The following is a 16,469-nucleotide window of genomic DNA, read 5'->3' as shown; positions in this document are numbered from 1 at the left end:
ATTGCCGGTTGCTCTCATCTCTTGCTGATATGCCTCCGGGACCCACAGAACCATCTCTTAAGCGGCTGAGAGTCATTCAATCGCGACTCCAGGCCACGGAGAAATGAACCATGCCGGAAAGCAACGAAGGTCACCGCCAGCGACTGCGAGACAGATTTCTCGAAAAGGGGGTCGATGCCCTGACCGATTCCGACATTCTGGAATTGCTGCTGACCCTCGGCACCCCACGTCGGGACTGCAAAAAGATGGCCCGGGCCGCCCTGGAAAAATTCGGCTCCCTGCAGGGAGTACTCGACGCCCCTCCCGATGAACTCACTGAAATTCACGGGATCGGCCCGATCAATTCTTTTGCCGTGAGCTTTGTCCAGTCAGTATCGCGACGCTACCTTAAAGAACGGATCAAAGAACGGGAGTATCTGCACTCTTCCGGCGCAGTGGCAGAATACCTGGTCCACTCCATGCGCGGCCTTAAAAAAGAGATCCTGAACGTGATCTTCCTCGACGCCGCACATGGGATCATTGATTCCGAAATCGTCGCCGAAGGGACCCTGACCACCAACACCATTTATCCGCGGGAACTGGTCAAAAAAGCAATACAGCACCACGCTGCGGCAATCATTATCGCCCACAACCACCCATCCGGCTCTCTCTCCCCTTCCACCGACGACATCCGGCTGACCCGCCATCTGTTCATGGCCTGTTCGCTGGTCAATATCAATCTGCTCGACCACCTGATCGTCGGCAGCGGGGAAAAACCTTACAGCTTCGCCGATCACGGGCTGATGGCCGAGATCCGCCAGGAATGCCGGAAGGTCGCCGAACATGGCTGATCAGGCTCCCGAGACATGGGCCGGTATTTACATCCACATCCCGTTCTGTCAGAGCAAATGCGGCTACTGCTCATTTGTCTCCTATGCCGGCAGAGAGAAACTGGTCCCCGACTACCTGGCGGCTCTGCAAAAGGAGATCGATTTTTACGCTCATCACCCGCTGCTGCAGCACCTTCACTTCCAATCCCTCTTTATCGGCGGCGGCACCCCGACCGTACTTTCCGGAGAAGATCTGGCCCAACTTGTGGAGAGGGTAAAACACCGCTTCGAACTTTCATCCGATGCGGAAATCTCCATCGAGTGCAACCCGAACACCCTGACTCCGGATCTGCTGGCAAGTCTCACGAAATCCGGAGTCAACCGGTTAAGCATCGGCGTGCAATCCTTTCACGACCGGATTCTGAAAAAAATCGGTCGCATCCACACGGCAAAACAGGCCGTTGCCGCCATAAAATCGGCACGGGAAAACGGTTTTACCAACATCAATCTGGATCTGATCTGTGGCCTTCCCGGCCAGGGGGTTGCCGACCTGCAGGAAGATGTCAGCATCGCCACGAAACTTTCTCCCGATCATCTTTCCCTCTACCAGTTGAGCGTTGATCCGGGAACAGCGTTTGCCGGACTCGATGCACAGGGAAAGCTCGCGCTGCCGTCGGAGGATGAAGTTCAGGACATGACTGAATTTCTTGAGCAGCAGCTTTCCCCATTCGGTTACAGAAGATATGAGATCTCAAACTATGCCAGACCGGGCCGGGAGTGCCGCCATAATCTCGTTTACTGGCGGAACCTGCCCTACCTCGGACTCGGCTGCGCGGCGGTGTCGTACCTTTCCGGGACCAGAATCAGAAACAGCGATGACCCGGACCACTATATAAGGAAACTCCATAACGGTGAACCGGCCTGGATCGAGAGCGAGGCGCTCTCCCGAGAGTCCTCTTTCCGGGAAACGGTCATCATGGGCCTCAGGCTTATTGACGGCATTGATCTTGAAGACTTGCAAGCCAGGTTTGCCATTGATGCCTGCGACTATTACCGGGACATTTTACCCTCGCTTTTAGCAAAGGAACTGGTAAGAATTGAAAACGGTCGCTTGCGGCTTTCGGCAAAAGCCCTGCCGGTCGCGAACCAGATTCTCGCGGAACTGGTGTAAATAATGAAGAATTAACAATTGTGACTCAACTTTCTGAGTTAGGTTAATCTCCCGATAAAGCTGAGTTGAGCAGCTGGCCTGCTCGTACCGATTAGTTAAGTTAAGCAGCGTGCCTGCTTATACGAAACTTATGCCCCTGGGCGAAAGCGAACTTGTGAGACATCGAGACTTATACCCGAAGGGTGAAAAAATCAGTCATTCTGGCTCCTGACTTCTGGATTCTGGCTTCTAATCATGGAATACCGCCATGGCTTGGGATTATTTTATGACAGCAAACCAATATCTTAGACAAGTCAGAAAGTTGAGATTGTGATGAACATCAACTTGCTGCCGGCAGGCGGATAATTCCCCGCGATCCATTGGCAGAAACCTTGCGGTAATCAGAAAAAGAAATGGCAAAAGACAAAACCACCATCTTCATGTGCGGCGACTGCGGCGCCGATTTCGGCCGCTGGATGGGCCAGTGCCCGGAATGCAATGCCTGGGACACCATCAAGGAGGCCCGTTTTTCGGCCACCAAGGCAAAACCCGCAAAGCGCGGATACGCCGGTGAACGCTCCGAGGTCAAGACCATGGCCGAGGTCGATACCGACAGCGCGCCGAGATTTGCCACCGGTTTTAATGAATTCGACCGGGTCCTCGGCGGCGGGGTGGTCCCCGGCTCGGTGGTGCTGATCGGCGGAGACCCGGGGGTCGGCAAATCGACGATTCTTCTCCAGATCTGCTGCCGCCTGGCAGAAAAAATGAAGGTGCTGTATGTGACCGGGGAAGAATCCCTGCAGCAGATCACCATGCGGGCCAGGCGACTGGAACTGCCCGAGGCGAACCTGCTGCTCCTGGCCGAGACCGGCATCGAGGAAATCTGCGAAGCCGCCGTCGCCGAACAACCGCGGGTGGTGGTCATCGACTCCATCCAGACCATGCAGTCGCCGGATTCAAACTCCGCCCCGGGAAGCGTTTCCCAGGTCCGGGATTCCGCAGCGCGACTGACCGCCTTCGCCAAACAGAGCAACACCGCCTTCTTCCTGATCGGCCATGTCACCAAGACCGGCGATCTGGCCGGCCCACGGGTCCTCGAACATATCATTGACGTGGTCTGCTATATCGAGGGCAGTTCCGACTCACGCTTCCGGATCATGCGGGCCGTGAAAAACCGCTACGGGGCGGTCAACGAGCTTGGCGTGTACGCGATGACCGACAAGGGGTTAAAAGAAGTGACCAATCCGTCGGCGATCTTTCTTTCCCGGCAGGACAAGGAGATGCCGGGCAGCGCGGTCATGGTTATCTGGGAGGGCAGCCGCCCCATGCTCGTGGAAATCCAGGCCCTGGCCGATGACAGTTATGGCGAAAATCCCCGACGGGTAACGCTGGGGCTCGACTATAACCGGTTGTCCATGCTGCTCGCCGTCCTGCACCGGCACGGCAACGTTGCCACCTACAACAAAGACATCTTCGTGAACGTCGTCGGGGGGATCAAGGTCATGGAGACCGGCGCTGATCTGCCGTTGCTGCTGGCCGTTGTCTCAAGCCTGAAAGGGAAAAGCCTTCCCGTAGATCTGGTTGCCTTCGGGGAAGCAGGTCTGGCCGGTGAAATCCGGCCGGTCCCGGGCGGCCAGGAAAGACTGCGGGAAGCAGCCAAACACGGTTTCAGGAAAGCCATTGTACCCAAGGCAAACGCACCGAAAAAACAGATAGCAGGGCTTGAGGTCCTCGCAGTGAGCACTCTCCGGGAAGCTCTCGACGCTCTCTGATCAGCGCCGACTTCACCCGTGTTATCGCAGCTTCTCAGTATAATTTTTTATACTTTCTCCTGCCAGCAGCAGGAAAGTGTAAATTTTTGAACCGCAAAGCACAGAGGCATCCCCCCCAAAAAAGCGTGCAAACTATTAATATCATTGAATAAAAAATATTAAATCGTTGTTGGCACACCACTTGCTAAGTTATATAAGCAAATAAGATTTCTCTCTTATCTCTTTCCCCCCGAACCGGCCAGTCTCCCCCCTGGCCGGTTTCTTTTTGCCCACTGCCGAACCTTCCCCAGATCACAACCTGCCAACTGGTGAAATGAACTGCCCCGCAGCAGAACGCGAACAGCACGGGACTTCGGGAGATGGTGGATCAAACGTCATCCCGGATCCGAAATACCACCTGTATCCGACCGGGTGTCCGGTTCAATCAGGATTCCGGCATTCGCCGGAATGCCCCCCGCAGCAGAAAGCGAATGGAATAAGATTGCAAGCCGCAGGGAATGAAACCCTGTAGTGATAAAACTATCCCGCCGCTCCGCTCATTTTGCACGCCCGATATTATTGACATGCCAGGTCGGAAATGGTACATGGTTTTATGCTTTAATCCGGAGGAATGGCCGAGTGGTTGAAGGCGGCGGTCTTGAAAACCGTTGAACGAAAGTTCCGTGGGTTCGAATCCTACTTCCTCCGCCATTTTTTTTATGTAACGGAGAGATGACCGAGTAGGCCGAAGGTGCTCGCCTGCTAAGCGAGTGTAGGGTCAAAAGCCTTACCGAGGGTTCGAATCCCTCTCTCTCCGCCAAGTATACCAGATAGGCCCGGCGTTTTCGTCGGGCTTTTCTTTTTTTATAGCCCGGTATGAAGATCCAGGGATTGCCTACAGCCGGACATCCGGAAGTTCATGAGCAATTTCCAGGAAACGCTGAGAGTTGGTTCTTATACCATCTAATAAACCCTGCCCAAATGCTTGTTCATCACCGATAAACAGATCCAACTTGTCAAAACCATCAACAGCCTTGATCAACAAGTTCCCCATAGACTGTAAAGCTCTCGCCATCTGCCTTTGAGGCAGGTTGCATTCATCGCACATCCCAGCCAACTGGTAGGCATGGATCTTCCCGAAATCAAAAGTATCACCGACCGCCATGGCCAAATCCCGGTCATATCGCTCACCATAAATTTCCACATTTACCAGGTCGTATGCCGGCGCGACATCCATGCCGCTCCTGCCCACAAAAAACGATATATTCTTGCCATGAGCATCGCTATTCCCGATCAGCAATTGAAATAATACCCAGTTTAATAATTCCCTCATGGCGAGTGCCGGAACCCGACACAGCCGGCATGCTTTAAATAGAGCAGGGAGGCTCGCCCCGGTTCTGATCCTGGCGCCCTCGCCTGTTTTCCCAAAAGGGCGCTCGTACTTATATGTCGGTGGCAAATCGAGCATCTGACAACCATCGATCAGATGTATCCGCTCTACCCGATCCCCAGTCCATTTTCTATCGAATCGTTCGACAATCAATACCGGCTCCCCGTACCTGGCCAAAGAAACCTCGGCTACCGGTAACCTCACAAGGCGGGCCAGCTCCATGCAGATAAATTCGTTAATCACCAGATGCATGTCCGGCCTGGTCCCGAACTTAAGGATATGGGTAGAGGCAAGATCCCCCTCGCCGAATCCCATTTTGCCATCGGGCTTGATCAATATTGGCAATTTATCCTGAACACCAGCCACCGACAACCTGGACTTGCCATCCCAATTGGCTATAGACAGATCTTGCCGCCTGGCCAACCTGTCCTGCAACTCTTCTTCTCCAACCTGCCTGAATGAAGTCTCTACCTGTTCAACAATCCCACCATCGTGATGGAAGGTCAGGGCGCCGGTGGTTTCGCTACCAATGGCTGCGATCAAGCCAAAAATGTTGTTCTTCGAAATCCGACAATCAACGGCTAGTTCTTCCAGCCACCTCCCTTCCGGCAAAAGATTCGACAGAAACCTCTTCACTGACTCTGACTGACATTTCCCCGGCTTCAAGTACGGGGAAACAACATACCCGCCCTCTGCCAACCATTGGGGGTCGTATTCCAATCCGAAAACGTCTTCTTTACCCTCAAGAAGCAGTGTGCCGAGCTGCTGCTGATTTATAAATACGGCAAGTTGTTCCGTCATCTCTCATCCCACCGTTCTACTTTGATTACAATTCCCAACATTCGGCACACCTTCAGAACGCTAGACAACTGAACGTCGCCTAAAGCTTTCTCGATCTTGGTCATTGTATCCACGGCCACACCGCAAAAAGCAGCCGCCTCATGAATTCCCATCCCAGCCTGCGTCCGTCTGGCCCGGACGAATTTTCCAAGCAGTCTGGCCTCTAAAGGTCCGTTTTGAACCGGTGTCGGCAATGGTTTCACTATTTTAGGCATAGCACCTCCTATTTCCATAAATACTATGGTGACAGTATCTAAGATCAAACACACTTCATGTCAAGCCATAATACTGCCAAAACAGTATAAATAGCCAGAACCAGCCATTGCAGCATATAAATACTGCCAAGATAGTATTTATATGCGATTCCTCAACTCCGACTAAAAGACAGATTAGATAGTTAGAGATGAAGGTTCGACATACAAGAGCCACTCTCTCCGCCACTTCCTTAAAAAAAAGGCCCGGCAAGTTGCCGGGCCTTTTTTGTTTCAGCATATGAAGATTCCCCGCAGCAGATCAGCACTAGTGTCGCGTCAAGGATGAAATGTCATAATATTTCTCCGGCATTTTTTGTGCCGGCAAGGCACCTGTTGGGTTGCATAGCAGCGCTATGTAACCCAACAGGTAACGCAGGAGGCGCGAAAAACGACGAGAAAGATGTGACGGTTCAGAGTTGACGTGACACTAGACTTCGTGCTGCGGGGAAGGCACCCTGACGGGCACTCTCACCCCTTGGGGGGCAAACTTATCTTCTGGCATGATAAGGAGAGGCGGGACTCAGCAATTCTTCCCCCGCCGACAACGTCCTGTAAGCTGATCTGTCACATAGCCATGTATGCGGCGGCGGTATCCATAATTTCCCGGCGGGAATTCCCCTTGCTCACTTGTCGGCCCGACCGGATCGGCGCCTGTAAAATACTGCACCAGATTTTTCAACTGGAACTTCTGTCCGTTGACGACTTTCCCAAACTCAAGGCCACATCGCCACTTGCTGACGGAATACTCCGGGACCTGAAGATCGCTCTCCAGACAATTAACCGCCACCGCAACAGGCAAATCACACAGCGAGAAATTCTTATTCATGCTGACGATGTCAACCGTCCCCTCTGGAGGTAGAAATGGCCCGGAACTACTGGAGTCTTCAGCATAATAATAGGAAAAAGAGATCCCGGTCAGACTGATATCAATAATCTGCCCCAGAACCTTCTTGTTGTAAAATGCCACGGTGCCGTTGTTCACCGGGGCTCGCGGATAACGACGCCGATCTTTGACCGGGGTCCTGATTTTGAAATACATATTCCTGTCATTCCTGAGCCGGGGAAAATTACCCGCCTGCATATCCGCCCTGAGTGTATTCAGGCGGCAGTCACGCCAAGACCATTCTGCCGGGCGGCCCTGGAAACTGAAAGAGTTCCCCGCCGCCTTCCGAATGACCCTGATGATCCCTGCATTCTTTCTTCCTGAACAGTTGATCCCCATCTTTTTTGCTTTGCTCCGGACTTCCCTCATTCTCATATAGACCACCTCCAGACAGATAAAGTATTAAAAAGCCACAAAGGCCTCTTTCATCGCGGCAATCAGATTCTGCATCCCGCTGAGAACCAGTTTGTTCGACGCATCCCGATCACGGATTTCGGACTGCTTCCAAGACATTTTTTTCACATGTATCACACTTGATTGAGGCGTGTTCACTCTTGCCAACCAGACGCAGATCCCTTCGAAACACAAGAAATGTCCGCAATTCATTGCATACCTCGCAAAGCCAAACCTCATGCTGCTCAGAATCGAGATATTTGTACATTTTCTTCTCTTTCGGTTCCACCAGCTCACTCCTTTTACCGCTCCGGCCCGTTGCGTTAAAAAAACAGACCATCTCCTTTCCCGCCAACAGGCAGAATGAAAAAATCATCCTGCACCAGGAGCCGGCAACAATAAAATGAGGGCAGTCAGTGAATCATCGGGATACCGCATCGCCTCCAGTCGGAAATCGATGCGGCGCGGACACTTTTTTTTAGGATCATTGCAGCCCGGCAACAGCTTCCCTGAAGGTATGGTGACCTTCAAAGAGCCTCAGCGAGGGAACTTCCACCGGAAACCTCACCTGCACCAGATACAGGGCGCCCCAGCCGGGAACACTGCGGCCGGAAACAATGATTTCCATGGAATCGGCTAACAGATGTCCCCCAAGATGCTGCGGCTGCTTGAGGAAAGAGCGTCCCTGGCTGATTGGCTGCAATTGCTCCGTAAGGATGTCCTCTATCCGGTCATGGATGAGGCCGGAACTCGTATCGGTGAGGGAAATCTCCAGCCAGCAATCTTGTGCCTCCAGAATCTCCTGGGTCTCGACCCGGATGGTGAGACCGCCGCGTTCAGTATTTTCAAGGCTGCTGTTCCCCAGCCGGGAGATGATGTCATGCAACTTTTGCAGGTCTCCCTTGACATACCGGGGCATACTCTCCGCGCACGAAATATCGAGATACAAGCCCTTTGCGTTCGCTTTCATCCCGAGTTGAATACCGAGGCGGGCAATGAGCTGCCGCATGTCAAACGTCTGTTTCCGGACAGATCCTCGTTTCACACGTCTTTTTTGCATTCCTTGGTGTGGTAACATTTTCTCTCCTTTTTCTTTTGCTTGATCCTCAATCAGTTTTTTTCCCGTTTCAGGCGCCCCGTATAAATCGGAGTACACCCTGAAACCTTGGTGATCATTCTGACAGATTTTCAAGGAAAGAATAAGAAGGTGTTTTTGGCTAGTGATGGGGAGGGATAGTGACCATTGACCGGACACCTTGAGCAGAAAAACCGCTCCGGAGAGAGCGCTCACCTCCGTCGGGCATGACTCGCTCCCCACCGGGAGCAAAATGAGGCAGGACGAACGGGGAAGAGGCGATGACTGATCTTCCGGATCTGAAAGACGTCAGTGGCTTGAGCGGGATTCAACCAGCGACAACAGGGCCGTCCGCAGGTTCACCTTTTTATTGGCGATCCCGCTTTTCTTCCTGATGTTTTTCCGGTGATTGCTGATCGTTTCCGGGGAAAGGTTCATGATCTCGGCGATCTCTTTCGAGGTCTTGCCGTCCTTGATATAATTGGCCACCTGGATCTCCGTCGGAGTATAGCCCCGATGATGGACGGAGAGGCGGTGCATGAAGGGAGAGGTGATATTGTCCAGGTTGGTTTCAATGGCATCCAGATAACTTTGTTCCCGGTCGGACAGTTCGCAATTTTTCAGCTTTTCCAGATAGGGAACGATCAGCGACCTGACATTGCTGACCATCTGCTCCTCCAGCTCCTTTTTGTCCTGGTCGCGCTTTCGCAGAAGAACGGTCAGGGCGATGTTGACCTCCTCAAGGTTTTCGCTTTTCCGGGCCAGCTCCCGGGTGCGCTTTTCAACCACCTCTTCCAGGTGTTCGGCGAAAGCCCGCAGCCGAAACTCCAGCTCCTTCTGCCTCGTTATATCGGTGTGGGTCCCCATGAAACGCAGGGGTTTGCCGCCCGCGTCCCTCTCCACCACCTGGCCTCGGGCGAGGATCCACCGCCAGCCCCGCTTTTTGGTCCTTAACCGGAATTCCGCAACATACCTCTCGGTTTTACCCCGAATATGTTCCTCACTCAGGGCAATCGTCTTTTCCCGGTCATCCGGATGCAGCAGGTTTTGAAAGGTAATTTTGCCCTCTTTCAGCTCGGCCAGGGTGTAGCCCAGAAGTCCGGCCCAGTTTTCACCGTAGACGGTCTCGCCGGTCACCAGATTGCGGTCCCACACTCCGTCGGAGGAGATGTCCATCGCCAGATGCAGCCGCTCTTCACTGTCCCGCAACTGCTGCACCACCGCGTTGTATTCGGTCAGGTCCCTCATGGAGAGGACGACGGCGGACACCTTGCCGTCCGATCCAACAACCGGTGAGTAGGAAAAATGATAAAATCCGGAACGGCCGTCCTTTCCGGCCAATACCCCCTGGTGCTCGCATTTGTTGCCCCTGAAACAATAACTGAGCGCCTTTTTCATCTCCCGGGTATAGAGCTCCTGCCCGAAAAGATCATACAGCAGTTCAGCATCAAGATCTTCAAGTCTACAGTGTACTGTGCGGCTGAATGCATCGTTCGCCAGCAGAATTCTTCGCCCGGGACTGATCAGGATGACCAGATCCGCGCTCACGGCAAGAATCTCTTCATGCATCCGGAGAGTCTTCTCATGCCTTTTTTTCTCGATGCAGTTCGCGATCCGGACAACCAGCTCCTTGCTGTCGAAAGGCTTCAGAAGGTAATCGTCCGCACCCTGCCGCGATGCCTCGAGAAAGGTCAACATCTCCGCATGGCCGGTAATGATGATTACCCCGACAAGGGGTTGCTCGGTTTTGAATCTTTTCAGCAGTTCAATGCCGTTGATATCGGGCAGAGACAGATCCAGGAGCACAAGATCAAAATACTGCTCCCGGAATTTGGCAAGCGCCTCCTCGCCATCCGCCGCCATCGTGACCACTAAGCCCTCCGGCTCCAGAATTTCCTTGAGAAGACTGCGGATCGCCTCCTCATCATCAACCAATAAAATCTGATTGTCATTTCTCATAACATCTCATCTTTACGGGGAGCAGGCCTGCTTTTAACTGGCATGAGGGTTTATGACGTTCTCACCATTTGATATCAAACACGTTATCACAGCTTCAGGCCTCATTTCCAATTTTCTTGCAAAAAAAATCCCCGGAGAGTGCCGAGTGCGGTTTCGGGGCACCCGATCCTTTCCCGATATCATTCCGGAGAAGCTGTGAGGTGCAGGAAAAAGACTCCCCTGACCGGGAAAACGGTTTCAATCCCGGAACACCGCTGCGGGCCGGTCCCGCCTTTTTGCGACACCTTCTATCTTCGGCTTCCCCGGCCAGTGACCACTTTTCCTACCATTTGCTGGCCATTAATCCCTTCTTGCGCCGGGGAACCGTCTTTACTATTAATGAAGCGAGTCCGAAGCACCGGGGAAACTCCCTGCCGGAGAACATCAACGGAGCCATCCTTCGACAAGCTCAGGATGACCGGCTTCGACAGGCTCAGGAAGACCGGTAAAAAAAGTGATTCCGTTCACTCTGCCCGTGAGCCTGGCGAACTGTCGAAGAGTCCTCGGCTGAAATTCGACGGCAATCAGATTTTTATATGTACATATAGAAAGGGGACCATGCGGAGACACTTTTTCCTGGAGAACAGATTTCTCTTCCCCCAGAAAAAAACTCCGGTTCACAGAGTAAACACCACCACCAAGGGAGTATCCGCGTTATGAAGACCACCATTGGACACTGGTATGCATTACGAAAGAAATCACCGCCCACCCAACAGGCAGGACCAGACGCGAAAAATTCCACCGATACGAAAATCTTCGACATCAGGGAACTGGCGATCGTCATCGATCGCATCATCTCCCTTCGCGCCAGGCAAAACGGCTTTTTCAGCGATATCTCGCTCGCCCTCTCTTCACCTTCGGTATTTTCAGGACACCCGAAGCACCTGATCCGCATGATCGATGCCTTCGCAAACACCTCCTCCTGGAACACTCCGAAGGAAGGGGTCTTCGTTGTCCAGCTGAAAACACTGCCTCTGGACCGCCCTGAAAAACACCTCCTGAAAGTTGTCATTACCGACAACACCCCGCAACTTTCAGCCGATTCACTGCGGCCGATCATCGACCGGTTTACGGAAAGGGTGCTCTACTACTCCGACAAACTCGCCCCTGGGGGATACTGGATCTGCCTCCTGAATTCTCCACTGCGGGGCAGATTGACGATCCAGAACAATCTCGGCCTGGGAAACCGGTACACGATAGAGGCGGAGCTGACGGCTGCCCCGGAGTCTGCCAGGGATCAGGAAACCGGATTCCCATTCAAACCAGCCCGGGAACAGGGACGGAGTTCCTGCTGCTAAGGAGTTGAGAAACCGGATTGGGACAGGAACCCTGATCCGGAACAAGTAAGAACCGGCAATAAAACGAGAACGGCCTGACTGCGGACTATTTGCCGCGGCCAGGCCGTTGATTATGAAAAACATCCGGAGTATGACTTTTCGGATTATCGGCTCCCTCCGCCGTATTCCCTCTTCACGGGAACCGGAAAAGAGCCTTTCCCGTCCCGCCTGTGACCACCTTCCTTACTGCAAGGGTGAAACTTCAACCAGACAGCTGTCGGTGTGCTGCAGACCGCTGTGGTCGGTAACGGCCAGTTCAAAGGCAAGAGTCATCGGCTCGGTAATCTGTGCCGGGGCCTTGAACACCGGCATCAGGACAGTCGGGTCGGAAAGCGTTACCGGCACGCCTGTTTTCTGCGACCAACGGACCAGGGATATCCCATCATCCGCATCATGGGTGAGCGATCCGTCCAGAGTCACGATCTCCCCGGCCGAAACCTTCCGGTCTACACCCGCATGGGCTACCGGAGCCTCATTCACCCACGAGCTGTTGACAATCACGGTGTCCCTGGTAAAAAGCCCGTCAAAATCGGTGACCGTCACTTCATAGGTCATGCTCACCCCGTCATCACCACCAGCCGGAGCACTGAAAACCGGCTGCATGGCGGTGTAGTCTGAAAGCGGTGTTTCAGGACCCCCAATCTGGGTCCATGAGTAGGCAGCAATCCCGTCATCACTATCCGTTGATCCCGATGCATCCAGCACAACCATCTCGCCCTCGAAGACATTCAGATCCGCACCGGCAGCGGCAAGAGGAGGCTCGTTCACCCAGACGACATTGACAGTTGAGAGATCGGTTGCCTCCAGCCCCCGGGCATCGGTCACCTTGAGCTGGAAAACCAGAGTGGCGCTGTGCATACCGATATCGACCGCCGCAAACGTGGGCTGCAGGGCAGACGGCTCAGAAAGGTTGACGGAGGGGCCGGCCAGTTGGGTCCAGGCAAAGATCAGGGAATCATCATCAAGATCATAGGAATTTGACGCGTCAAGCATCACGGTTTCGCCTTCTTTTACGATCTGGTCAGGTCCGGCATCGGCGACGGGAGAGTTGTTAGCCACACCGACCTCGCCAACCACGCTGAGCACGATGTCGGAAGCAACCGCAACCGGCTCGCTGACAACGGCCGGAGAATCGAACACGGACCCGGCTGCCGTGCTGAGAGAGGCAAAGAGCACCGCGACCGGCTCACTGCTTACCGCGGTTTCCTCTGCAGGAAGCGCTTCCGCCGGGGCGGTTTCCGTTGCCGTGGCATAAACCGGGGTGACATCAAACTCATTCGGGCCATCGGCCAGGGTCACGGGACAGGTGATTTCGCGCGCTGCAGGGTCAAAGGTTTCACAAAGCATTACCCCGTTATGAGTAACCCTGAAGGAGACAACCGGCTCTCCGGAGGCAGGCGCCGACCAGGAAATTGTGACATTGTTTCTTTTCGGCAGGACTTCAACCAGGCAGCTGTCTTTTTGCTGCAGACCGCCAAAATCCTGGACCATAAGTTCAAAGGCCAGACTCAGGGCTGCTGCCGGATCGACAGGGGCGATAAATGAAGGCTGCATGGCGGCCGGGTCGGAAAGAGTGATCTGGGGCCCTGCGGTCTGCACCCACAGAACGGAGGCAATCCCATCATCCGTTCCGGAAGAGCCGCTCCCATCAAGAACGACCGTGGCGCCGGCCGGAACGCTCTGATCAGCTCCGGCATCGGCCACCGGAGCTTCGTTCACCCACAGGACATTGACGGCCACGGTATCCAGGGCCTGCAGTCCGCCCTGATCGGTAACGGTCAGCTCATAAGTGAGAACCGCGCCGCCCGTTCCCACATCCGGAGTGATCAAGGTCGGCTGAACCGCACCGCTGTCTGAGAGAGCAGCGGTCGGGCCGCTTACCTGGGCCCAGGAATAGGACCCGATCCCGTCATCATTGTCGGTTGATCCGGTCGCATTCAGCACAACCTTCTGCCCTTCGGCAACCGACAGGTCGGTGCCGGCATCGGCCACCGGAGCTTCGTTTACCCACGTAACGTTGATGGAAACGGTGTCCCGTGCCTCCAAGCCACCCTGATCGGTCACGGTCAGTTCATAGACAAGAACCGCACCGTCTTCTCCCACATCCGGGGCTTCCACAATCGACTGAACAGCGCTGCTGTCTGAAAGAACAGCGGTCGGGCCGCTTACCTGCGCCCAGGAATAGGACACGATTCCGTCATCCTTGTCGGTAGACCCGGCCGCATCCAGAACAACATTCCGGCCTTCGGCAACCGACAGGTCGGCGCCGGCGTCGGCTGCCGGTGAGTCATTGACAGGATTTACGGTGATGGTGACAGAGGCAGGCGCGGAATCAACGGTCCCGTCGTTTGCCAGGTAAGTAAAGGTGTCGGTGCCGGCAAAGTCAGGAGCGGGCGAATACCGGTAGGCCCCGGTCCGCGGATCGGTCAAGACGAGGACGCCGGAAGCAGGACCGGCGACGATCGCATACGTCAACGGATCATTTTCCTGGTCACTCGCAACCAGGAAAAAGTTGGCCGTCCCATCCTCGTCCATGGTCACTGCCAGATTATGGGCCACAGGCTGTGCATTGACGGGCGGCACGACTTCTGCGCCATCATTATAAACGGCGGCAACCGTAAACACGCTCATTCCGGCAAGCTCCGCCGGGCAGGTTATCGCCCGGGCTGCCGGATCAAGGGTTTCACAGAGCAGCCGATCATCCTGATACAGCCGGTAGGCTAGAACCGCGTCATTTGCAGAGGGATGATCCCAACTGACGGTTACGTTTTGTGCAGCGCCCGCTGAGCCGGCAAGGCCAAACAGGGCGACAAGGAGAATAGCGGTGAGTGTTCTGGTTGATTTTCTACAAAAGATTGTTTCTGACATTGTGAAGCCTCCGGGAAAAATAAGCATACCGAAGGCCAAAACAGCCATCGGCAACCCCGCTGCCGTATCTCCAACATGGAGAGTTAAGCCGGTGGTTTTGCGTCCTCGCCTTTAGACGAGTTTGCCTTTTTCAATGACCTTGTATCTTACACCCTCATCAAGTTTCTTTATACTTACAGACCATATCGGTCCAAGACATCCTTATCGACGCAAAATTAAGATTTGGGAACTACACCCAACTCATTCTTTATGGTCATTATAGCAAAGGGATTTCTGTTCGTGAATCGCCCGGAAGGCTTATAAATGGCTTATTTATGGTAAAAAATGGCTATGTAATGGCCGGCGGATGAGCCATCGCAGCAGAAGCATCGGTTATACCATATCCGCGTGACTCATGAAAGTCCCGATCCGCTGACGGACGCCTGACCGACTAGCGCCCTAACACCCGATTTTTCACGCCCAGCCGAGACCGGGAAGCTGCCACTTTCTGACCATTTTTAGCCCGTTGACAATGGGCGCCCTCCGCCTCCATCATGACTTTTAATTACGGCCCGGTATCAACATGGACAAATCATTACGAGAGGAGAGGATCATGGCCACTGTCAAAATGCAGAGCACGGACCAGTTTGAATCTGAAAAGGAACTCAGACTCCACATCGCCGGGAGACTTCATCTCCAGAACGAATTTCTCTCCCAGGCCCTTGGCAAAGCAACGGGGCGGCCCTGCTCTTTCATGACCCACGAAAAAATGCTCAGCCTGCTGGAAGCGAGCTACGACAAAAAATGTATCATTCTCTGGGATTGCATTGATGCCGAGCAGGAGTCCTTATGGAGTAAGCTCAACCTGCATCTCCAGTATGAAAATTTTCAATTTGTCCTGTTCAATGTCTGCCCTGAACAACAGATTGAAACCCAGGCGGTCAAGCGTGGTATCCGGGGGATTTTCTACCCGGAGGACTCACTGTCCGTCTTCCAGAAAGGGATCCAGGCAATTTTACAGGGGCATCTCTGGGTCTCCCGGAATGTACTGGAACAAAGCCTTGCAAAGACCGGGAAAGCCAATGAAAAACCGGACGAGAAATTTACTTTTCTGACCTTTCGGGAACGTGAGGTCCTCGCCATGATTGCCGAAGGGCTGAGCAAAGATGATATTGCCGACGAGCTTGGGATCAGCCCGCACACCGTCAAGACCCACACCCACAATATTTACCAGAAAATCAATGTCACGAGCCGCATCAAGGCGGCGCTCTGGGCGACCCAGAACCTTGAGCGGGCTCCAAAAGCCTTTACATGGCAGACGAGAGGGCCGGATATCAGCTGAGCAAAGATCCTTACTCTCTCCGGATGAGAGGTAGACCCGCCACCCTAATCTTCTTCTGCAACTCCTCACCGCAGAGAAGAGAGATGTTTCAGGCCCCGGACGGTTCATGCGGCCCGGATGCAGGTCAGGCCGAGCGGGAAGAACCTGCCGCAGCAAAAACAACGGCCACTCACCCGCCACCCGAAGGAGTAAAGACAGGAAACCCTTGAACAATAAGGATTGGCGGGAATACAGGCAAAACCTCAGTTCCCTCCGGAGCGATGGCCGACAGCAGAAAAAAATAGCACAAAAGGTGTAAGCCGGGAGCAGAAAAAACATACACTCTTTGGCGAATAAGCAATTGCAACAATACGAAAAATATACAGCTCTCCGGCGATTGATATCACTGATCGAAATTTGA

12 protein-coding genes, 2 tRNA genes and 1 riboswitch are annotated in these 16,469 nt (G+C 53.8%); of the genes, 8 read left to right on the top strand and 6 right to left on the bottom strand.

The window, feature by feature from the left end; all coding sequences use genetic code 11:
• The first annotated feature begins 110 nt into the window (after positions 1-110).
• The 5 genes from radC to KKG35_15050 all read left to right on the top strand — a co-directional run bounded on the left by radC (position 111) and on the right by KKG35_15050 (position 4,530).
• Positions 111-830, top strand: coding sequence for a DNA repair protein RadC (gene radC, locus KKG35_15070; GenBank protein ID MBU1739450.1), 720 nt, complete (start codon positions 111-113; stop codon positions 828-830).
• Complete coding sequence (hemW, locus tag KKG35_15065) at positions 823-1,980, top strand: radical SAM family heme chaperone HemW (GenBank protein ID MBU1739449.1); 1,158 nt, start codon at positions 823-825, stop codon at positions 1,978-1,980. The genes radC and hemW overlap by 8 nt, the downstream gene beginning before the upstream one ends.
• Positions 1,981-2,372: 392 nt before the next feature.
• Positions 2,373-3,731, top strand: coding sequence for a DNA repair protein RadA (radA, locus tag KKG35_15060; protein ID MBU1739448.1), 1,359 nt, complete (start codon positions 2,373-2,375; stop codon positions 3,729-3,731).
• Positions 3,732-4,335: 604 nt separating this feature from the next.
• Positions 4,336-4,421: transfer RNA gene (locus KKG35_15055), tRNA-Ser, on the top strand.
• A gap of 15 nt (positions 4,422-4,436) precedes the next feature.
• Positions 4,437-4,530, top strand: a tRNA-Ser gene (locus tag KKG35_15050).
• Positions 4,531-4,605: 75 nt separating this feature from the next.
• On the opposite strand, the gene KKG35_15045 is transcribed toward KKG35_15050, so the two are convergent.
• The 5 genes from KKG35_15045 to KKG35_15025 all read right to left on the bottom strand — a co-directional run bounded on the left by KKG35_15045 (position 4,606) and on the right by KKG35_15025 (position 10,504).
• A complete protein-coding gene (locus KKG35_15045) occupies positions 4,606-5,901 on the bottom strand; it encodes a HipA domain-containing protein (protein ID MBU1739447.1) in 1,296 nt (431 codons plus the stop codon).
• Positions 5,898-6,155: a helix-turn-helix domain-containing protein gene (locus KKG35_15040; protein ID MBU1739446.1), complete on the bottom strand. Its 258-nt coding sequence runs from the start codon at positions 6,153-6,155 to the stop codon at positions 5,898-5,900. The genes KKG35_15045 and KKG35_15040 overlap by 4 nt, the downstream gene beginning before the upstream one ends.
• 559 nt (positions 6,156-6,714) lie before the next feature.
• Positions 6,715-7,452, bottom strand: coding sequence for a PilZ domain-containing protein (locus tag KKG35_15035; protein ID MBU1739445.1), 738 nt, complete (start codon positions 7,450-7,452; stop codon positions 6,715-6,717).
• A 502-nt stretch (positions 7,453-7,954) separates the two neighbouring features.
• Complete coding sequence (locus KKG35_15030) at positions 7,955-8,515, bottom strand: hypothetical protein (GenBank protein MBU1739444.1); 561 nt, start codon at positions 8,513-8,515, stop codon at positions 7,955-7,957.
• 339 nt (positions 8,516-8,854) lie between these two features.
• Entirely contained in the window at positions 8,855-10,504 is a 1,650-nt protein-coding gene (locus KKG35_15025) for a response regulator (protein ID MBU1739443.1), read from the bottom strand.
• A gap of 200 nt (positions 10,505-10,704) precedes the next feature.
• Here KKG35_15025 and KKG35_15020 point away from each other — a divergent pair, with 200 nt between their 5' ends.
• Both KKG35_15020 and KKG35_15015 read left to right on the top strand, forming a co-directional pair.
• A complete protein-coding gene (locus tag KKG35_15020) occupies positions 10,705-10,992 on the top strand; it encodes a hypothetical protein (protein MBU1739442.1) in 288 nt (95 codons plus the stop codon).
• A 207-nt stretch (positions 10,993-11,199) separates the two neighbouring features.
• A complete protein-coding gene (locus tag KKG35_15015; GenBank protein MBU1739441.1) occupies positions 11,200-11,841 on the top strand; it encodes a hypothetical protein in 642 nt (213 codons plus the stop codon).
• Between the two features lie 222 nt (positions 11,842-12,063).
• Here the strand turns inward: KKG35_15015 and KKG35_15010 are convergent, their stop codons facing one another.
• A complete protein-coding gene (locus KKG35_15010; GenBank protein ID MBU1739440.1) occupies positions 12,064-14,748 on the bottom strand; it encodes a tandem-95 repeat protein in 2,685 nt (894 codons plus the stop codon).
• Between the two features lie 46 nt (positions 14,749-14,794).
• Positions 14,795-14,884: riboswitch (cyclic di-GMP riboswitch) on the bottom strand.
• A gap of 456 nt (positions 14,885-15,340) precedes the next feature.
• Here KKG35_15010 and KKG35_15005 point away from each other — a divergent pair.
• Positions 15,341-16,069, top strand: a complete 729-nt coding sequence (locus KKG35_15005) for a response regulator transcription factor (protein ID MBU1739439.1) — start codon at positions 15,341-15,343, stop codon at positions 16,067-16,069.
• Positions 16,070-16,469 lie beyond the last annotated feature (400 nt).

The organism is Pseudomonadota bacterium (assembly GCA_018823285.1).
In the GTDB taxonomy this organism is placed as follows: Bacteria; Desulfobacterota; Desulfobulbia; order Desulfobulbales; family JAGXFP01; genus JAHJIQ01.
Note: the sequence above shows the minus strand (reverse complement) of the source record. Positions and strands in the feature narration are given on the sequence as shown.